This window comes from Streptomyces sp. NBC_01571 (assembly GCF_026339875.1).
In the GTDB taxonomy this organism is placed as follows: Bacteria; Actinomycetota; Actinomycetes; order Streptomycetales; family Streptomycetaceae; genus Streptomyces.
This window is the reverse complement of the sequence record NZ_JAPEPZ010000001.1, coordinates 507414-526897: the sequence shown is the minus strand read 5'-3', so window position 1 is coordinate 526897 and position 19484 is coordinate 507414. Positions and strand designations below refer to the sequence as shown.

Sequence of the window (19484 nt, the reverse complement as noted above, 5' to 3'; positions counted from 1 at the left end):
CCGCTCTCTACAGCTCGTCGGCGAACACCGCGGCCAGCTCACGCCACTCGGCCCGCGGCAGACCGGCTCCGCCCTCATCGGCGGTCAGTACCTGGAGAGCGATGTGGTCGGCGCCGGCGTCGAAGTACTCCCGGGTCCGGGCTCGCACGCGCTCGGCGTCGCCCAGGGCGAAGACGGAGTCCAGGAGACGTGTGCTTCCGCCGTCCTCGAAGTCGCTCTCCGTGAACCCCAGGCGCAGCATATTGTTGGTGTAGTTGGGCAGTTGGAGGTACATCGCCAGCATGGTCCGCGCGGTGGTACGTGCCCGGTCGAGGTCGGTGTCGAGCACGACCGACAGTTCCGGGGCGAGCAGCGCGTCGGGACCGAGTGCCTCGCGGGCCTCCGCCGTGTGCTCGGTGGTGACGAGATAGGGGTGCGCACCCAGTGCCCGGTCGGTCGCGAGCTTCAGCATCTTCGGGCCGAGCGCCGCCAGGACCCGGTGACCACGGTCCACGGGCGGGGTGGCGGCGTCGAGCGCGTCCAGGTAGGCCACCATCGCGCTGTACGGCTTCGCGTACTGCGGGGCCAACTGACCGTGGCTCACGCCCAGGCCGAGGACGAACCGTCCACGGGCGCTCGCGTCGAGCTCCGCGATCCGCGCCGTCACCTCCTCAGCCGTGTGCTCCCAGATGCTCAGGATGCCCGTGGCCACGGTGACCGTGCGGGTGGCGTCGACGACAGCCGCGGCGTCGTCGGGTGAGGGGCTGCCGCCGAGCCAGAGAGTGCCGTACCCCAGGTCTTCGAGCTCGGCGACCGCTTCCGCGATCGCTTCCTTGCCCGCGTCGTCGACCCGCGACCGGTGCAGAGCACCGCTCCAGATACCGATCCGCCCGAATTCCTCACGTGTCTCAGAAGCCATACTGTGATCAACCGTGACCCCGACCCCGATGTTCCCGGCCGGGTGGCGATTCAGTCGTATGGATGCAGTTCCCGTCAGGTGCGACGTCTCACCGGCGCTTCACCGACCAGGACTCAGGTGCTGGCGGCGCCACGGTGCCGGACAGCGACGCCAATGAGCCCCTGTTCGCGAAGGCGCGAACAGGGGCCCACAGGTCGTGCCGGCCGCCCTGTTCGCCTACTTGAGGCCGAAGGCGCGGATCACGGTCTGGCTGACGCTGTTGCCGCCCGCGTCCCGCGCTGTCGTACGCAGGCTGGCGAACCTCGCCCTGGAGGGCGCGTCGATCGACGCCTTCCAGTCCGCGCCCGAGTGGCGCGGCGTCGTCCGGTGCCAGGTGGCGCCGTCGTCGTAGGAGACCTCCAGGCTCACGGTACGGACCGGGGCGGCGCCCGTCGCGCCCTTGAAGTGCGACGGAGTGACGGTCACCGAGCTCCGTCGGCCCGCCCGGCCGGAGAGGTCGGCGGCCACCGCGTAGTCCAGCTGGATGAGCGGCAGGGGGCTGAGGACCCTGTAGTCCGTGGTGCCGGAGGTGAATCCCCATTCGGTACGCGTCCGGGTCGAGTACGGCCGGCCCGGCAGGTCACGCTTCCCCTCCACCACGATCCGGTACGGCAGCGAATCGGTCGGTACGCCTTCGACGGTGACGATCCGTTCGTTGACGACTTCGCCGAGCAGTTGGCCACCCTGGTACAGGGAGACCTTCGAGGTGTCCCCGTCGGCCCAGACCACGCCCGCGTGGCTGCCGGAGTCCCCCCACGCGGTGATCGACGAAGTGCTGATGACATCGCCGATCCTGAAGGGGGCGCGGTGGGCGCTGTCATCGAGGAGCCGCGGGTGCTGGACGGGGGAGAGCCAGACCTCCCGGGATGTCCCGCGCCCCTTGTACGAGCGTGGTGGTCCCTGCTGCCCGAGGTCGCTGACCGCGGCCTGGGTCACCCATGAGACGCCGGGATCCGCCGTCACCCACGAGGTGAGGGTGCCCTGGGCGGGGACGGGGGTGGCATTGCTGTTCAACGGCAGACCGGAGTCGACGGTCAGGTCGTACCGTATCTGTACGGCCTTGCCCTGCTTGGTGTCGCGGAACGACTCGTCGATCCTGGCGAGTTCGCCCGGACTCGGCCGGTAGGTCAGACTCCGGGGAACCGCCCCGTCGTAGTGCCGCACCAGGTCGTACAGATAGTGCGGCTGAGGGTGCGAGACCACCTTCAGCAGTCCCACTCCGGGCCAGCGAAGCCCGCTCCGCAGGCGGATGCTGTCGTCGGTACCGAGCGAGGCGACCGGCAGCGGCGCGGCGTCGGGCAGGTCGGCCCACGGATCCAGCTTTCCGTAGCCGTCGTTGAGGATCAGCAGCAGCTTGGCGCCGGCCTTCGCCGCGGCCGCGGCCTGGTCCGGGGCGGACACGGTGTCGCTGCGGCGGACGACCGCCACCTGGCCGCGGATCTTGACTCTGCCGAAGTCCGCGGTCGAACCGTCCCCGGCCCAGACGGCCCGGTACGCGGTGCTGCCCTCGGGCAGCACGGGGGACATGCTCTGCACGACGGCGCTCTCGTACGTCTGGGAGCCCAGGGAGAACGTGAGCGGCCGCTGGATCTGCCGCCAGCGCGTCGCGAAGGTGTACGAGCCCTGCGTCACCTTGGGCGTCGGGGCTGCCCAGAGGCTGTCATAGCGCCAGTACTCGGGCATGTAGCTGTCGAGGAACGGGAGCACATCGCCGTTCGACCGGTACTGGTCCACCCGCATGAAGCTGTTCGAGGTCGGCTGCGGTGTGAGCGCCGCGGCCCGGTGGAGGTCGGCGGCGTCGAAGTGGAGCGACCGGTCCTTGGTGAGGTCGACCTCCGGTGCGGAGAACAGGCCGAGGCCCAGCGTGTGCGTGCCGTCGATGCCGGGGACATCGGCGTACATCCAGGCCGCGTAGGTGCTCGGCACCAGGCTGAGATCAAGCGTGCCGGAGGAGTCGACGGTGTACACCTTGGGCACGGTGTTCCGGTCGATGTCCTTCAGTACGAGGGTGCCGGGCAGCCCCTCGGCCTTGCGGTCCTTCGCGGTGACCGACAGCTTGACGCGCCGGCCCTCCTTGTTCACGCCGACCGGCGTACGGGCGCGAACCGTGCCGTCGGGGCCGGTGGCGGTGAGCTGACTGGTGTAGGCGGCGTTGTCCGCCGCCTGGTCGAGATGGGTGATCACACCGACGGCCACGGTCCCGTGCGCGGGCACGGTCGGGTGGGTGTCGGTGAGGGTGAACAGCCCGGCGGGGATGTTGTCCGCGACGAGGCTCAGGTCCAGGGTGACCGGCTCGTCCGCGACGTTGCTGTAGGTGACGTCCTTGCGGACCGTCTGGCCCGGCGTGTACGGGTAGTGGACCTGGGCGAACGCGGAACCGGAGGCGACCACGGTGGCCTTCACCGCCGCGGCGATGTCGAGCCGCCCGCTGCCGCCCTGGTAGGGGCTGGACTGCCGCGTACTGGCGGTGGTGCTGACCAGCGCGTCCTTGAGCTGCCGCCCGTTCCAGTCCGGGTGCTTCGCCGCCAACAGGGCCGCGGCGCCAGCGACATGGGGCGTCGCCATGGAGGTGCCGCTCATGGTCTGGTACGCGCCCTCACCCTCCGGCGCGTACTGCGACCGGGCCGCGAGAATGTCGACGCCGGGGGCGGTCAGGTCGGGCTTGACGGCGTTGTCGCCGACGCGCGGCCCGCGGCTGGAGAACTCCGCCAGCTGGTCCACGCCCTTGCCCGGACCGTTCACCGCGCCGACCGTCAGCGCGGCGTCCGCCGCTCCCGGCGCGCCGATGCTGTACGCCTCCGGGCCGGAGTTGCCCGCGGCGATGACGAACAGCGCCCCGGTCTCCTCGCTGAGCCGGTTGACGGCCTCGCTCAGCGGGTCGGTGCCGTCGGTGGGATCACCGCCCAGGCTCATGCTGACGACCTTCGCGTGCTGGTCGCGGGCCGCCCACTCCATGCCGGCCAGGATCCACGAGTCCTGACCGCTGCCATCGTTGTCCAGGACCTTGCCGATGTGCAGCGAGGCGCCCGGCGCGACACCCTTCTCCTTGCCGCCGGACGCGGCGCCCGTGCCTGCGACGGTCGAGGCGACGTGGGTGCCGTGGCCGTGCCGGTCGGTGACGTCCTGACCGGGTACGAAGCTCTCCGACGCGGCGATCCGTCCCGCGAAGTCGGGGTGCGCGGCGTCGATTCCCGTGTCCAGCACGGCGACGTCCACGCCCTGACCGGTGTCCCCGCCCGCCCAGACCTCGGGCGCGCCGATCTGCGCGGTGGTGTCGGACAGCGTCGCCTTGGCCTTGCCGTCCAGCCACACCTTGGCGATCCCGTCCGTCAGCCGCCCGGACGGTTGTGCGTTCACGGCCGAGCGCGCCGCCGACCGGGTCCCAGCGGTGCCGGTGAGGGAGGCCCAGAAGTCCTTCGTCCGCGCGTGCTCGGCGGATATCGCGGCGCCCTGGATGCTGCTGAGCGTCAGGGTCCTGCGCGCGCCGTCCGGGGTCTTCGCGCTGCGGGAGCGCGCGGCGGCATCGGTATAGGTGACTATTAGCGGCAGTCGGTCGCTGTGGCTGTCGTCGTAGCCGTCCCTGAGCAGTTCGTCGACGTTGAACAGTTGCTCGTCGAGCGCTCCTGACGCGATGTAGGGCAGCGCCGCGTCGGGGTACACGTAGGTGTCGGGGCCGACCGACATGACATGGGCGCCGCCGGGCCTGCCCTGCGGATCGGTAACGGTCGCGCTGGTACGGCCGTTGCTGACGGTCACCGCGACCTTGTCGCCTGTGATCAGCGTGACGTTTCCCGTGGCCTGCGGACGTCCGGCGGCGGATGTGGTGGATGAGAGGGGCGTCCCGGCCGACACGGCCGGACCGGTGGTCGTCAGTGCCACGAGCACGGCGACCGCGACGGTCAGGCCGCGTCTGGGCGACGGAGGTATGCGCAAGGGAACCTCACGAGCTAGGCGTGCGAAAGATGTCCGTAGTCAGTCATTCATCTGCCTCGCTGTAAAGAACTCGCCATGTCCCTTGAGTGCCATTGTCCTCAAGTGGACAAGTGGCGGTGCAAACACGGGAATTCGCCGGGAGGACACCGTGGGGTGGCCACCCGTCGCACATGGTCGGGCACTCCTTTCACGCGTCTTGACGCATCGTCAATTCCCTTTACGGAGAAGCTTTTTGCTTTATCGCGGACGGTGCGCCTGAGTGTCCGTGAGAAGGCAACCGCGCACTCAGACCCAGTTGCGGCGAGCCGCCGCGACGCCGGCGCCGAACCGACTGGTCGTGCCCAATTCCGCGTAGAGGTCCTGTATGCGCCTTCGCAGCGTCCGTGACGATATCCCGAACTGGCGGGCGATCGCCTCGTCCTTGACGCCGGCCGCGAACAGGGCCAGGAGATTCCGTTCCTCGTCCGTGGGTTTGCGGTCCTCCTCCGGGAGACCGACCGGCGGCAGCGGCGCATCAGGACCTGGGTCGCGGGCCAGCGGGGACGCGGCCGCCCAGTAGCGCTCGAAGAGTTCCGCGAGCGCATCCAGCAGTGGGGGCGCCTCGGTGTAGAGGCACTCGGTGTTCCCGGCCGAGAGACTGAGCGACACCATCGCGGCCGAGCGGTCGGCCATCGAGAGCTTGATCGGCAGCGTCGGCGTGATCCTGGCTTCCTCGCCTCTCGACACCAGACTGCCCAGTTCCGGCCATCCGCCGTCGGCGACGAAGCTGGAGGCCGCGTAGACGGCGCGGACCCGGACACCACGGCCCACCACCGCCTCGTCGAGCGGTCCGTTCGGGGCCAGCAGGAACGGCGGACGGTCGAGGGAACAGATCTCGGCGCGCGCGGCCTGCTTCAACCGGTAGTAGCGGTCGCCGACCGCTTCCGGTCCGCTGATCACCAGCGTCCCGTGACCGCCGTTCCTGGCCCGTCTCGCGCTGTCGAAGATCGCCCCGAGGGAGCCCGCGGCATCGCGCACGGACGCGAGTTGCCGTTCGCGTGACTCCACCAGAGCGCGCAGTGCGTGCCGCGGATCCACGGTGAGGAACTCTCCCGAGGTACGCCGGGTGACCAGTCCGAAGCGGTGCAGCTGTTCGACCAGCGCCAGCCCTTCCTGGTACGTCACCCCGAGCGCCGCCGTCACGCCGTCCACGGTGCCGCCGCCGCGCGCCAGCAGGTGGCGGTAGGCCCTCTCCGCCTCCGCGTCCACCCCGACCAGATCCAACGGCGCAGCATCCTCCACCGAAACCTCCAACTCACCGACCGCCGCCTGCGAAAACCGATCAAGAACGTAGCAAGCCCGTGTGTCGGCCAGTGACCGAATTCCCGCCCCTCAGGCCCTGTCCGACAGTTCCCGTCTGTGCTCAGCGGCGCAGGACCGTCTCCTGCTCCATGTGCGACAGCTTCTCGGGATTGCGCACGGCGTAGAGCCCGGTGATGAGGCCGTCGTCGATGCGCACCGCCAAGACCGTGTCGATCGCGCCGTCGAGCCGGAGGATCAGCGCCGGGTAGGCGTTGACCTGCGCCGGTCGCAGGGATGCCGCGGTGGTCCTGCTCCCTCCGGCGGTCAGCAGGCGGGCCACCTTCTCGGCCCCTACGACGGGACGCAGGACGGCCTGCTTCACTCCGCCGCCGTCACCGAGGAAGACCACGTCCGGCGCGAGGATGTCGAGCAGCCTCTGCAGATCGCCCGTCTCTGTCGCCCGTCGGAAGGCGTCGAGCGCGTCCCTGGTCTCGGCCGGGGAGACGATCTCACGCGGCCTGCGCTCCGCGACGTGTGCCCGTGCCCGGTGCGCGACCTGGCGCACCGCGGCCGGACTCTTGTCGACGGCCTCGGCGATCTCGTCGTATCCGAGGTCGAAGACCTCGCGCAGCACGAAGACCGCCCGCTCGGTGGGCGTCAGCGTCTCCATCACCAGCAGCATCGCCATCGAGACGCTGTCGGCCAGTTCGACGTCCTCGGCCACGTCGGGTGCGGTGAGCAGGGGCGCGGGCAGCCACGGGCCGACGTAGGACTCCTTGCGACGGCCCAGCGTACGCAGTCGGCTCAGCGCCTGCCGTGTGGTGATCCGGACCAGGTACGCGCGCTGGTCCCGCACCGTGCCGAGGTCGACGGCCGCCCATCGAAGCCACGTTTCCTGCAGGACGTCCTCCGCGTCGGCGGCGGAGCCGAGAATCTCGTAGGCGACGGTGAACAGCAGGTTGCGATGCGCGACGAAAGCCTCGGTGGCGAGGTCCGCCCGTCCGCCGTCGGCCGGCTGCCCGCCCGTGTCGTCCGTGGGTCCGCTCCGCTCGCTCCGCACCGGCTGCTCCCGCCTGTTGGTCCTCGTGGTGGTGCCACGCACACAAGACACCGGCCTCCGTGGCTCTGTGACAGCCCAGAGGGGTGGCGCACGTCACACGATCGCCCCGTCACAGGGATCGGGTCGCCGGCATCTCGTGTTCGTTCAGCGCATCTCCACGAGTGAGGACGACATCATGGACGCCCGATTCAACATGTTCGACAACGAGATCGCCGCCAGGTTCGGCAAGCGGTTCGCCAACGCGGCCCTGGTGATCCACCAGTCGCCGCTGCCGAAGTCCACGCAGGAACTGGTCTCGTTGCGTGCCAGCCAGATCAACGGCTGCGGTTGGTGCGTCGACCTGCACACCAAGGAGGCGGCGGCCGCCGGCGAAAGCGCGGTACGGCTCCACCTGGTCGCCGCCTGGCGCGAGTCCACCGTGTTCACCGAGGCGGAGCGGGCCGCGTTGGCGCTCGCCGAGGAGGGCACCCGGCTCGGCGACGCCCACCACGGCGTGTCCGACGAGACCTGGGCCCGGGCGCGCGAGCACTACGACGACGACCAGCTCGCCGCGCTGGTCTCCCTGGTCGCCCTGATCAACGCGGCCAACCGGCTCGCCGTGATCGTGCATCAGCGGGGAGGCTCCTACGAACCCGGCATGTTCGCGGCCGCGTTCAACTGACCGGGAACCGGGGGACGAATCCGGCCCGGCCCAGGACCGCATGGTCCCGGGCCGGGCCGGATTCGTCGGAGCGGAGGACGGGTCATGCCGTCAGGCGGGCGCGGACGACCGACATGACACCGGCGCGGCTACCAGCCGACGGCGACCAGGAGCCATTGCGGGTCGCCGTGGGAGACGAAGGAGGACTGGCCGGCCACGTCGTCGTAGGGGAAGCCGTAGGCGAGGTGGTTGATGGCGTTGTCGTGCCAGAACTTGGCGTAGTAGTTCGCGGGTGCCGCCTTGTAGTACTGGGCCGGGTCGGACTGCTGAGAGGCCGGCAGCGTGGCCACGTGGCGGTTGAGGGCGGCGCACATGTCGGGATTGGCGGCGAGGGAGGCGGCGCAGCCGAAGATGTCGGACGTGGCCGCGTTGACGCCGACGGACTGGGCGTAGGACGTGAAGTAGTTGGCGTTCACGCCGCCCGTGCGGAAGCTCGGGTCGCTGCCGGGCGCGATGATCCGGTACGGAGCCTGGGTCCGGGCCAGCACCTTGAACTGGTCCGGAACCGCGTCGGTGAAGCGCTGCATGGTCGTGGCGCGGTCCTCGGCGAAGGTCTGCCGGTTCTCACCGACCTCGACGTCGTAGCCGTCCTTGGCGTGCAGACGCATGGCCAGCTTGAGGCCGAAGGCGTCGACCCGGGTGGTGTTGCCGTTGAAGACGTTGTTGCCGACGGTGAACTCGATGAAGTCGTAGTAGGGGCCGTTGGGCGACCCGAGGTAGAAGTACATGCGGCCCGCCGAGTTCGCCGGCATGTCGAGGTAGGGCTGTTCGGCGATGGAGTGGACCTGCCCGTTGAAGCTCCAGTACACCTGGCTGTCGGGGTACTTGCCGTTGGTGCGGTTGAGGATCTTCACTTCGACGGCGTTGCTCGCCGGGGGTATGTCGCTGGTGCTGCCCCAGAAGCTGTCCGGCGGGGTGGTGCTGCCGGGCCCGTAGACCTGGAACTCCCACAGGGAGTAGCCGTACGGGGTGGCTCGCACCGTTCCGGAGACACGCACATAGCGCCCGCTGCCGGTGACGCCGAGATTCTGGGCGCCGCCGGTGGAGGTGGTGGTGGAGTAGACGGTGGTCCAGGTGTTCGCGTCCGTGGAGGTCTGGATCTGGTAGGCCCTGGCGTAGGCGGCCTCCCAGTTGAGAGTGACGCGGGTGATCTGCTGGACGGAGCCGAGGTCGACCTGGAGCCATTGCGGGTCCGCGAACGCCGAGGACCAGCGCGTGCCGGGGTTGCCGTCGACTGCGGCCGACGCGGGGAACGAGCCGTTCTCCGTCGAGGAGGCCGTGGCCGGGCGCCCCTGGGACAGGATCTGGTCGGCGGCGTGCGCGGACGTCGGCGTCAGGGCGGCGACGCAGGCGACGAGAAGGGCGATGACCAGGCCGAGAGCCGTGCGGGACCGTAAGACACCGGTGGGTGGTCTGGTGGCGAGTGCGCTGGCGGAAGTCTGCATGGGATCTCCTCAGGCCGAGCCGGCGTGCGTGGGGGTTGGAGCAACTGCAGGCGTGAGAGCGCTCTCTCGGGTTGTATCCGCACCCCTGCCCGACGTCAACAACTGAAGCCGAAATCACCGGAGTTCACGGATCGAGGGCGGTGCGACGCTGGCAGCGGCGGCAGCGTCACGTGCCGCGTTCTCCGGCCCGTTCGGACTCCGACCGTTCGGACGATCTCAAGTCGCCTCGTTCTTCCATCACTTGACGTGTTCGGCCCGGTTTCTTCGGCTCGCGCCACCTGGCACGCCGCCGCCCCGGCATCCGAGTGTCCTCGTAGGACCTTCGTAGGGCCTTCGAGCCGGGCCCTGCCGGCGTTCGCCCCGGCGGCCGGTGATCGAGGCCCGGCACCGCGGCGAACCTGGCGCCCCCGGCACCCCGGCGAACCTGGAGCCCCGCCGGTACCCGGACCTTGGACCCCGGTACCCGGCACCCGGACCGCCCGCACACCCGCCGTCCGGCGCCCGCTGCGGACATGCCGTCCGCAGCCTCTCGCGCGTCGTTCCGAGATCTGCCGCACAGATCTCTTGACCTCCCACCTAAACCGGTTTAGTTTCGCCGCACAGCAAATTAAATCGGTTTAGACGCTGTCTGGAGGAGCCATGGCTCACCGCCCCACCATCGCCGACGTCGCTCGGCGGGCCGGTGTCTCCCGCAGCGCCGTGTCGTTCGTGCTCAACGACCGCCCCGGGCTCTCGGCGGAGACCACCGCGAGGATCCGGGCGGCCATCGACGAGCTCGGCTGGCGGCCGAGCCGGCCCGCCCAGGCGCTCTCCCGCGGCAAGGCGGGTGCCCTGGGACTGGTCGTGACCCGCGAGCCGGGGCTGCTCGGTGCCGACCCGTTCTTCCCGGCCTTCATCGCGGGGATCGAGTCCGTGCTGTCGGAACGGGGTGACGGGCTCGTCCTGCACGTCACCGACCTGAGCCGCGAGCAGGCCGTGTACGAGCGGCTGGCCGCCGACCGCAGGGTCGACGGCGTGTTCGTCACCGACCTGCGGGTCGGCGACCCCCGCCCCGCCCTGGTGCGGGCCGTCGGCCTGCCCGCCGTGGTGCTCGGGCGCCCCGAATGGGCCGAGGGCCTGTGCGCGGTCGAACTGGACGACCTCCCGGCGTTCGAGACGGCCGTGGGGCACCTCGCCGCACTGGGGCACAGTCGTATCGCCCATGTGGAGGGACCATCGGAGTTCCGCCATGCCCAGCGGCGCCGCCGCGCATGGCAGGACGCGATGTCCGCGCACGGGCTGGCAACCGACCTGGTGCGCTCCGGCGGCTTCACGGCGCAGGGCGGTGCCGCGGCCACCCGCGAACTGCTCGCCCTGCCCGAGCCTCCGACGGCGATCGTCTTCGCCAACGACCTGGCGGCCACCGCCGGTCTCGCCGTGGCGCAGGAGCTGGGGGTGTCCGTGCCCGGCGACCTGTCGGTGATCGGCTACGACGACACACCACTGGCCCGGTTCACGCACCCGCCGCTGTCCTCCGCCCGCGCGAACGCCGAGGGCTGGGGCATCGCGGCGGCCAGGGCGCTGGATCTGGTTGTCAGGGACGGCAGCGCGCCCGACGTCGTGCTGCCGCCCGCCGAGTTCCTGCCCCGGGGATCTGTGGGCCCGGCCCCGACCGCGTAGCGGAGGAGCGGGGCACCCCTCGGGGACCGCGTCCGGCAACGGGGCCGGACGCGAAGAGTACGGAGAGATCATGTTCAGGAGAACGGCGTCCGCGCTGCTCGCGCTGGCGATGGCGGGCGCACTCGCGGCCTGCGCCCGGTCCGGACCCGACGCCGCGACGGCGGCCAAGGCACATGGGCCCATCACCGTCTGGCTGTCCAACAACGCCCAGGAGGCGGCCTGGGGCAGACAGATGGTCGCGGACTGGAACAAGCTGCACCCCGACCAGCACGTCACCGCGCAGAACATTCCCGCGGGCAAGACCTCCGAGGAGGCCATCAGCGCCTCGGTGATCGCGGGCAACACGGCATGCCTGGTGTTCAACACCTCGCCCGCGTCCGTCCCGCAGTTCCAGAAACAGGCCGGGCTCGTCGATCTCGACGACTTCCCCGGCGCGAAGAGCTACATCGAGGCGCGCAGCGGCTCGCTGGCCGACCAGTACCGGTCCGAGGACGGGGCGTTCCGCCAACTGCCCTGGAAGAGCAACCCGGTGATGATCCTCTACAACAAGAAGCTCTTCAAACAGGCCGGACTCGACCCCGAGCACCCGAAGCTCGCGACCTACGACCAGTTCCTGGACACCTCCCGCACCCTGGTCCACAGCGGGGCGGCGAAGGCGGCCATCTGGCCGGCCCCGAGCAGCGAGTTCTTCCAGTCGTGGTTCGACTTCTACCCCGCCTTCATCGCCGAGAGCGGCGGCAAGCCCCTGGTCGAGAACGGCAAGCCGCAGTTCGACTCCCCGGCGGGCCGCGAGGCCGCCACGTTCTGGCGCAGCCTGTACGCGCAGAAGCTGGCGCCGCAGGAGGCGTACCCCGGCGACGCGTTCGGTGACGGGAAGGCGGCGATGGCCACCGTCGGACCGTGGGCGATCGCCGCGTACAAGGACAGCGTCGACTGGGGCGTCGTCCCCGTACCCACCTCCGACGGCCGTCCCGCCTCCGAGGTGCACACCTTCAGCGACCTCAAGTCCGTCGCGATGTTCACCGCCTGCAAGAACCGCGCGACCGCCTGGGACGTGATGAAGTTCGCCACCTCGCGGTCCCAGGACGGCAAGTTCCTCACCGCGACCGGCCAGATGCCGCTGCGGCCCGACCTGACCGACACCTACGCGAGCTGGTTCGCCAAGAATCCCGGCTACAAGGTGTTCGCCGATCAGACGCGTCGGGTCGTCGACGTGCCCAACGTCGCGGGTTCCATCGACATGTGGCAGGCGTTCCGCGACTCCTGGACGAAGTCCGTCGTCTTCGGCCGCCAGCCCGTCGACTCCGCCCTGCGCGACGCCGCGAGCAAGATCTCCGAAATCCTCGCCGAGTACTGAGGTCCCGTCATGACACTCTCGCACACCAACGGGCCCGGCCGGCGCGGTACTTCGCGGATCGGTGCCCTGTTCGCCGCACCCTACGTGCTCTTCGTTCTGGCCGTGTTCGCCGTACCCCTGGGCTACACGGTGTGGATCTCCTTCCACCGGTTCTACTTCACCGCGCCCGGCGCGGGCGTGGACTCGCCCTGGGTCGGTCTGAGCAACTACCGGGACGTCTTCACCGATCCCGTCGTGGGCCGCGCCTTCCTCAACATCCTGATCTTCCTCGTGATCAACGTCCCGTTGACCGTGGGTCTTTCGCTGGTCCTGGCGGCCGCGCTCAACGCCAAGCTGCCCTTCCGCTCGTTCTTCCGGGCCGCCTATTACGTGCCCTACGTCACCGCCAGTGTCGCGCTCGTCGCCGTGTGGGCCTTCCTCTTCGGCTCGGACGGACTGGTCAACCACGCACTGGGCGGCCTGGCCCCCGACCCGTCCTGGCTCGTCAACACCCATCTGGCGATGCCGATGATCGCCTTCTTCGTCACCTGGAAGCAGCTCGGCTTCTTCGTGATGCTCTACCTGGCCGCACTCCAGAACGTCAGCCGGGAGCTGTACGAGGCGGCCGCCGTGGACGGCGCGGGCAGCGTGCGCCGGTTCTTCTCCATCACCGTTCCCGGCGTCCGTCCTGCCACCACGCTGGTCCTGATCTACGCGATCATCACGGGCGCCAACCTGTTCAGCGAGCCCTATCTGCTCACGGGAGGCGGCGGCCCGGACCATGCCTCGGTCTCGCCCGTGCTCCTCATGTACCAGAAGGGCATCGAACAGGGACACCCCGACTTCGCGGCCGCCCTGGGCATCGTCCTCATGGTGTTCGTGCTCGCCGTCTCCCTGCTGGCCCGAAAGATCTCCGAGAGGGGCGACTGACGCCATGAGCACCCCCACCACCGAGTCCGCCACCCCTGCGCCGGCGACCCGGGAGACACCGAGCCCCACGACCGGCAGAGCCCGGACCGGCCGCATACTGCAGCTGACCGTCCTGTCGCTCGGAGCGGTCGCCTTCCTCTTCCCCTTCTACTACATGGTCGTCGGCTCGTTGAAGAAGACGACCACCGGCGACGTGTCGGGCGCCCTGCCCGGTGGCTTCACCACCGCCAACTACCGGGCGATCAACGGCGCGATCTCGCTGGGCCGTTCACTGCTGAACTCCGGCATCGTCACCGGTGGAGTACTGCTGTGCACGCTCGTCTTCGGCGTCCTCGCCGGATACGCCCTCGCCCAACTCACCTTCCGCGGCCGCGGCACCGTGTTCGCCACGCTGCTGCTCGTCCAGACCATCCCGTTCCAGCTGCTGATGCTGCCGCTGTACGCGCTGGTCGTGCGCAACTACGGTCTCGGCGACAGCTATCTGGGCATGATCCTGCCCTTCGCGATCAACTCGACCGCGGTGTTCCTCTTCCGTCAGTTCTTCCTGCAGCTGCCGGCCTCGCTCTTCGAGGCGGCGCGCATCGACGGTGCGAGCGAACTGCGCATCCTGTGGACGATCGCACTGCCCATGGCCCGTCCGGCGCTCCTCACCGGCGTCCTGCTGACGTTCATCGGTCCGTGGAACGAGTTCCTGTGGCCCTTCCTCGTCACCAAGAACACCGACATGCAGCCGCTGGCCGTCTCGCTCGCGGGCTTCCTGTCCAACCTGCAGGGCACCGTCGCCAATCCGACCGGCGCGCTGCTGGCCGGCGCCTGCGTACTGGCTCTTCCCGCCGTGGCGCTGTTCCTCGTGTTCCAGCGTCATTTCACCCACACCAACATCGACTCCGGAGTAAAGGGCTGAACCCCGCATGAACCACCCCGCGCCGCAGAATCCCATCCCGTACCGCCTTGTCCGCAAGGGCATGGTGATGTCACCACTGTCCGGTCAGCCGTACGAGACGGAGGGCGTCCTCAACCCCGCCTCCGGCCGTACCCCCGACGGCACCCTGCACCTGCTGCCCCGCCTGGTCGCGGAGGGCAACGTCTCACGCGTCGGCCTGGCGAAGGTCCTCTTCGACGAAGAGGGCGTCCCCTGTGGCGTCGAGCGGCGCGGCGTCGTCCTGGCGCCCGACGAGGGCTGGGAGCGAGGCAAGAACAACGCCGGCGTCGAGGACCCCCGGGTCACCTGGATCCCGAGCCTGGGCCGCTACGTCATGTCGTACGTCGCCTATGGACCGCTCGGCCCGAAGCCGGCCCTCGCCGTCTCCACGGACCTCACCGACTGGACCCGCCTGGGTCCCGTTCAGTTCGCCTACCAGCCCGATCTCGACACGGACCTCAATCTCTTCCCCAACAAGGACGTCGTCCACTTCCCCGAGCCGGTCCCCGGACCCGGCGGGGAGCCGTCGTACGCCATGCTGCACCGGCCGATGTGGGACCTGGGCTGGTTCCGGCCCGGCGAGGGCGTCCACCTCCCGGCAGGTCTGACGGACGAACGTCCGGGCATCTGGATCTCCTACGTGCCCGTGGCCGAGGTGGAGCGCGACATCAGCGCACTGACCCGCCCGCGCCACCACAAGCTCGTCGCGCTGTCCGCGCACCCGTGGGAGGACTTGAAGATCGGGGGCGGCCCCGCGCCGATCCGTGTGGACGAGGGCTGGCTGCTCATCCACCACGGCGTCTCCGGCACCATCGAGGACCCCTGGGTCCAGAACCAGAACGTCTCCTACGCGGCGGGCGCCATGATTCTCGACCCGGCCGACCCCTCGCGGGTCCTGGCCCGCTCGACGGAGCCGTTGATGGCGCCCGAGACCGAGGAGGAGCGCTCCGGCACGGTGCCGAACGTCGTCTTCCCGACCGCCATCGAAGAGGTCGACGGCAAGCTGTTCGTCTTCTACGGCATGGCCGACGCACATATCGGCGTCGCCCTGCTGGAACGCACGGCGTGACGGCGGAGCTGGGGCTCGGCCTGGTCGGCTGCGGCGCGTTCGGGGCGTACGTCCTGGACGCCGTGGCCGGACTGCCGGGGCTGCGCGTCACGGCCGTGGCCGACGCCGACCCGGCGCGCGCGGACGCCCTCGCCCGGCGTCACCGTGCCACGCCCTGCCTGGATCCGGACGCACTCCTGCGCCGCCCGGACGTCGACATCGTGGCAGTGGCGACTCCCCCCGCCACACACGCCGAGTTGTCGATCGCCGCCCTGCGCGCGGGCCGGCACGTCTTCTGCGAGAAGCCTCTGGCGACCACCGCACAGGACGCCGAGCGGGTGGGGGAGGAGGCGTCGCGGGCGGTCGGCACGCTCGTGGTGGACCACGTCCTGCGCTACAACCCACTGCTGCGCGCTGTCCAACAGCTCATCCTCGAGGGTTTGTTGGACAGCCCGCGTCGCTTCCTGTTCGAGAACGACGCCGCCGACGAGGATCTCGACGTCGACCACTGGTTCTGGGATCCGGAACGCAGTGGCGGCATCTTCGTCGAGCACGGCGTCCACTTCTTCGACGCGGCCCGGGCTCTGCTCGGGAGCGAGCCGCAGGAAGTGAGGGCCACAGCGGTACGACGTCCTGGCGGCCCGGTCGACATGGTCGTCGCGGACGTGGTGCACCCGGGTGGCGTACTCGCCACGCACCTGCACTCCTTCACCCATGCCCATCGCTGCGAACGTCAACTGATGCGCCTGGACCATGGCTTCGCCGAGTCGCGTATCACCGGGTGGATTCCGACACACGCCGTCATCACGGCCTGGACGGACGAAGCCGGTGTCCGGTCCTGGGAGCAACTTCCCGTCAGGTCGTCCGAGTTGCTGCATGTTCCCGGCTTCAGGCCGCACCCCGACGACCGCGTGTCCGTCACGGTGCGCCGTGACGCCGGGGGAGCGGCGCCCGCCCGGGGCAGGGGCGTCACCCGGCCGGCGCCCCACCGCGTCGACGCGGTCCTGGACCTGGGCGGCGAGGAACGCAAGCCGTACGTGTACGCCGAGAGCGTGCGCGCGGCCATGGCGGACCTGGTGCGGTGTGCCGCGACCGGCGGCACACCGGTCGCCGACGCGCGTGCGGGAGTCAACGCCGTAGCGGTCGCCGAGGCAGCCACGAGGTCGACGGTGAGCGGTCGCGCACAGCAGGTCGTCACGGTGGGAGAACGGAGCCGTACGGCATGATCTGGTGGCGCGACGCCGTCTGCTACGAGATATACCCCCGTTCCTTCGCCGACAGCGACGGCGACGGGACCGGGGATCTGCCGGGCATCACCCGGCACCTCGACCATGTCAGGGACCTCGGGGCGGACGCGATCTGGATCACGCCCTGCTATCCGTCGCCGCTGGCCGACGGCGGCTACGACATCGCCGACCACACCGCTGTCGCCGACGACCTCGGTACTCTCGAGGACTTCACGGCCCTCACCGCCCGAGCCCACGCCATGGGTCTCAAGGTCATCGTCGACGTGGTGCCCAACCACAGTTCGGACACCCATCCCTGGTTCCGCGAGGCACTGGCGGCCGGCCCCGGATCCGCGGCACGCGAACGGTACCTCTTCCGTACCGGCAAGGGCCCGGACGGCGCCCAACCGCCCAACGACTGGGAGTCGGCCTTCGGCGGTCCGGCCTGGACCCGGGTGCCCGACGGCCAGTGGTACCTCCATCTCCACGCGCCGGAGCAACCCGACTTCGACTGGCGCGACCCCCATGTGCGTGCCGAGTTCTCCAGGGTCCTGCGCTTCTGGCTCGACCAGGGCGTGGACGGCTTCCGGATCGACGTGGCCCACGCCCTGTTCAAGGCTGAGGGCCTGCCCGACGCCGGGCCCGGCCAGCACCAGGATCCCGCGCGCAACCACCTGATGCCGTACTACGACCAGGAGGAACTGCATCCCCTGTACCGCGAGTGGCGAACCCTGCTCGACACCCACCCCGCCCCGCCGGGTGCGGTGGCCCCCGGGGAGCGTGTGCTCGTCGCGGAGTCCGCGGTCTTCGAACCCGCCCGCCTGGCCCGGTACGTTCGCGCGGACGAGATGCAGCAGGCCTTCAACTTCGCCTTCCTGGAGGCGCCTTGGCAGGCATCCGAGCTGCGCCGGGTGATCGACGAGTCGCTCGCCGCGACTGCCGCCGTCGACGCCCCCGTGACCTGGGTGATGTCCAGCCACGACGCTCCACGGCCCGCGACTCGTCTGGGCAGCGAACTGCGCGCCGGATCGGCCGCGTTGCTGATGCTCGCCCTGCCCGGCGCCGTCTACCTCTACCAGGGGGAAGAGCTGGGACTGCCGCAGGCTCACCTGCCCGACGACCGGATCCGGGACCCGCTGTGGCGCCGCTCCGGCGGCACGGACCGAGGACGCGACGGCGCACGCGTGCCGATCCCCTGGAACGGAGACCGGCCGCCGTACGGGTTCACCACGGCCGCGCCCGACGCCTGCTGGCTGCCTCAGCCCGAGGACTGGAGCCGGTACACCGTTGCCGCCCAGCGTGAGGACCCGGACTCCACCCTGTCCCTCTACCGGCGAGCGCTGCGGCTGCGCAGGGAACACCCGGTCGCCGCACACGGCACCCTGCGTTGGCACTCGCCGGCCGATGCCCCCTACCTTGCCTTCTCCCGGGGTGAGCTGACCTGTGTGGTCAACCTCGGCTCCGAAGCGCTCGACTTGGACCGGCTGGGGCTCTTCGGCCGGCCGGTGCTGGCGAGCACGGCACTGCCGGACGGTGGCGCATTGCCGGTGGACGCGTGCGTGTGGCTGGTGGGCCCCACGGTCGGCGAGGATCGCCACCCTGCCTGACCGTGATCACCTGATGGGCCGCCACCCGGCGTGCCCGGAGGCAGCCTTGACGACGCCCTCGGAAAGGGCCGCGCACGCTTGTTGACGTGGTCCCGTCAGCCTGTCATGGTCTAGACCTGATGAGGTGCCGCGTCCGGAGTCCGCTCCGGGCGCGGCACCTTCCCGCACAGCTCCCTCCCCACCGCCGCGGCCTCCGGCCGTATTAGGAGCGATGCCCCGATGCTCATCAGCCCTGCCGGACACTTCTCCCTCAGACGGGTCACCGTGGGACGTTCCCTGGTGACAGCCCTCCTCACGGTGATCCTCTCCGCGCTGTTCCTCGCTTCGCCGCCCGCGCACGCGGCCAGTGGCCAGATCTCCGGGCTCGCCGGGAAATGCGTGGACGTGGCCGCCGCGAACAGCGCCAACGGCACCGCGATACAGCTCTACGACTGCAACGGGACCGGCGCGCAGAGCTGGTCGAACTCCGGCGACGGGACCCTGCGGGCGCTCGGGAAGTGCCTCGACGTCGTCGACCGCGGCACCGCCGACGGCGCCGCGGTCCAGCTGTGGGACTGCTCCGGCGGCGCCAACCAGCAGTGGGTGGTGACCGCGGCCCACGACATCGTCAACCCCGCGGCCAACAAGTGCCTGGACGTCCGCGACAACAACTCCGCGAACGGCAGCCGGCTGCAGATATGGACGTGTACGGGCGCGGCCAACCAGAAGTGGAACGCCCCCGCGAGCGGCGGTGGCGGCACCAACCCGTCCGGGTTCGTCGTCAGCGAGGCGCAGTTCAACCAGATGTTCCCGGGCCGGAACGGCTTTTATACCTACAGCGGTCTCGTCCAGGCGCTGAGCTCGTACCCGGGGTTCGCGAACAGCGGGAGCGACACGGTCAAGAAGCAGGAGGCCGCGGCCTTCCTCGCCAACGTCAACCACGAGACCGGCGGGCTGGTCTACGTGGTGGAGCAGAACACCGCCAACTATCCGCACTACTGCGACCCCGGTCAGCCCTACGGCTGCCCGGCCGGGCAGGCCGCGTACTACGGCCGCGGGCCGATCCAGCTCAGCTGGAACTTCAACTACAAGGCCGCCGGTGACGCCCTCGGCATCGATCTGCTGGGCAACCCGTGGCGGGTCGAGCAGGACGCGGCCGTCGCCTGGAAGACGGGGCTCTGGTACTGGAACACGCAGTCGGGCCCCGGCTCGATGACGCCGCACAACGCCATGGTGAACCAGGCCGGCTTCGGCCAGACGATCCGCTCCATCAACGGCTCGCTGGAGTGCGACGGCCGCAACCCCGCGCAGGTGCAGAGCCGGGTGAACGCGTACCAGCAGTTCACGGCGATCCTCGGGGTCGCTCCGGGCGACAACCTCTACTGCTGAGCGGCGCCGCGCCGTCTTCTGCCTGTGGGCGA

At 70.1% G+C, this 19484-nt stretch carries 14 protein-coding genes; 9 read left to right on the top strand and 5 right to left on the bottom strand.

Annotation, left to right across the window (positions count from 1 at the left end):
* Positions 1-7: 7 nt before the first annotated feature.
* The 4 genes from OHB41_RS02485 to OHB41_RS02470 form a co-directional block, all read right to left on the bottom strand.
* Entirely contained in the window at positions 8-898 is an 891-nt protein-coding gene (locus OHB41_RS02485) for an LLM class F420-dependent oxidoreductase (protein ID WP_266696286.1), read from the bottom strand.
* A gap of 216 nt (positions 899-1114) precedes the next feature.
* Entirely contained in the window at positions 1115-4870 is a 3756-nt protein-coding gene (locus OHB41_RS02480) for a S8 family serine peptidase (protein ID WP_266696285.1), read from the bottom strand.
* A 285-nt stretch (positions 4871-5155) separates the two neighbouring features.
* Positions 5156-6151: a LuxR family transcriptional regulator gene (locus OHB41_RS02475; RefSeq protein ID WP_266696284.1), complete on the bottom strand. Its 996-nt coding sequence runs from the start codon at positions 6149-6151 to the stop codon at positions 5156-5158.
* A gap of 121 nt (positions 6152-6272) precedes the next feature.
* Complete coding sequence (locus OHB41_RS02470) at positions 6273-7211, bottom strand: RNA polymerase sigma-70 factor (RefSeq protein ID WP_266696283.1); 939 nt, start codon at positions 7209-7211, stop codon at positions 6273-6275.
* 175 nt (positions 7212-7386) lie between these two features.
* Here OHB41_RS02470 and OHB41_RS02465 point away from each other — a divergent pair, with 175 nt between their 5' ends.
* The gene (locus OHB41_RS02465; RefSeq protein WP_266696282.1) at positions 7387-7872 is read left to right on the top strand and encodes a carboxymuconolactone decarboxylase family protein; all 486 of its coding nucleotides are present in this window, start codon (positions 7387-7389) and stop codon (positions 7870-7872) included.
* 128 nt (positions 7873-8000) lie between these two features.
* Here OHB41_RS02465 and OHB41_RS02460 read toward each other — a convergent pair whose 3' ends face one another.
* Positions 8001-9356: a beta-1,3-glucanase family protein gene (locus OHB41_RS02460; protein ID WP_266696281.1), complete on the bottom strand. Its 1356-nt coding sequence runs from the start codon at positions 9354-9356 to the stop codon at positions 8001-8003.
* 639 nt (positions 9357-9995) lie between these two features.
* Between OHB41_RS02460 and OHB41_RS02455 the strand changes: the two genes are divergently transcribed.
* From OHB41_RS02455 to OHB41_RS02420, 8 genes are all read left to right on the top strand, one after another.
* Complete coding sequence (locus OHB41_RS02455) at positions 9996-11015, top strand: LacI family DNA-binding transcriptional regulator (RefSeq protein WP_266696280.1); 1020 nt, start codon at positions 9996-9998, stop codon at positions 11013-11015.
* A 70-nt stretch (positions 11016-11085) separates the two neighbouring features.
* Positions 11086-12372, top strand: coding sequence for an extracellular solute-binding protein (locus OHB41_RS02450; RefSeq protein WP_266696279.1), 1287 nt, complete (start codon positions 11086-11088; stop codon positions 12370-12372).
* A 9-nt stretch (positions 12373-12381) separates the two neighbouring features.
* Positions 12382-13281, top strand: coding sequence for a carbohydrate ABC transporter permease (locus tag OHB41_RS02445; RefSeq protein ID WP_266696278.1), 900 nt, complete (start codon positions 12382-12384; stop codon positions 13279-13281).
* A gap of 4 nt (positions 13282-13285) precedes the next feature.
* Positions 13286-14185, top strand: a complete 900-nt coding sequence (locus OHB41_RS02440) for a carbohydrate ABC transporter permease (RefSeq protein WP_266696277.1) — start codon at positions 13286-13288, stop codon at positions 14183-14185.
* Between the two features lie 7 nt (positions 14186-14192).
* Positions 14193-15272, top strand: coding sequence for a glycoside hydrolase family 130 protein (locus tag OHB41_RS02435; protein WP_266696276.1), 1080 nt, complete (start codon positions 14193-14195; stop codon positions 15270-15272).
* A complete protein-coding gene (locus OHB41_RS02430) occupies positions 15269-16477 on the top strand; it encodes a Gfo/Idh/MocA family protein (protein ID WP_266696275.1) in 1209 nt (402 codons plus the stop codon). The genes OHB41_RS02435 and OHB41_RS02430 overlap by 4 nt, the downstream gene beginning before the upstream one ends.
* Positions 16474-18084: a glycoside hydrolase family 13 protein gene (locus OHB41_RS02425; protein WP_266696274.1), complete on the top strand. Its 1611-nt coding sequence runs from the start codon at positions 16474-16476 to the stop codon at positions 18082-18084. The genes OHB41_RS02430 and OHB41_RS02425 overlap by 4 nt, the downstream gene beginning before the upstream one ends.
* A gap of 219 nt (positions 18085-18303) precedes the next feature.
* A complete protein-coding gene (locus OHB41_RS02420) occupies positions 18304-19452 on the top strand; it encodes a glycoside hydrolase family 19 protein (protein WP_266696273.1) in 1149 nt (382 codons plus the stop codon).
* Positions 19453-19484 lie beyond the last annotated feature (32 nt).

What these genes read in the sequence shown, in the direction of transcription:
- OHB41_RS02485 (WP_266696286.1), bottom strand. Translation starts at nt 898, where the DNA reads ATGGCTTCTGAGACACGTGAGGAATTCGGGCGGATCGGTATCTGGAGC.
- OHB41_RS02465 (WP_266696282.1), top strand. Translation starts at nt 7,387, where the DNA reads ATGGACGCCCGATTCAACATGTTCGACAACGAGATCGCCGCCAGGTTC.
- OHB41_RS02460 (WP_266696281.1), bottom strand. Translation starts at nt 9,356, where the DNA reads ATGCAGACTTCCGCCAGCGCACTCGCCACCAGACCACCCACCGGTGTC.
- OHB41_RS02455 (WP_266696280.1), top strand. Translation starts at nt 9,996, where the DNA reads ATGGCTCACCGCCCCACCATCGCCGACGTCGCTCGGCGGGCCGGTGTC.
- OHB41_RS02450 (WP_266696279.1), top strand. Translation starts at nt 11,086, where the DNA reads ATGTTCAGGAGAACGGCGTCCGCGCTGCTCGCGCTGGCGATGGCGGGC.
- OHB41_RS02445 (WP_266696278.1), top strand. Translation starts at nt 12,382, where the DNA reads ATGACACTCTCGCACACCAACGGGCCCGGCCGGCGCGGTACTTCGCGG.
- OHB41_RS02440 (WP_266696277.1), top strand. Translation starts at nt 13,286, where the DNA reads ATGAGCACCCCCACCACCGAGTCCGCCACCCCTGCGCCGGCGACCCGG.
- OHB41_RS02435 (WP_266696276.1), top strand. Translation starts at nt 14,193, where the DNA reads ATGAACCACCCCGCGCCGCAGAATCCCATCCCGTACCGCCTTGTCCGC.
- OHB41_RS02425 (WP_266696274.1), top strand. Translation starts at nt 16,474, where the DNA reads ATGATCTGGTGGCGCGACGCCGTCTGCTACGAGATATACCCCCGTTCC.
- OHB41_RS02420 (WP_266696273.1), top strand. Translation starts at nt 18,304, where the DNA reads ATGCTCATCAGCCCTGCCGGACACTTCTCCCTCAGACGGGTCACCGTG.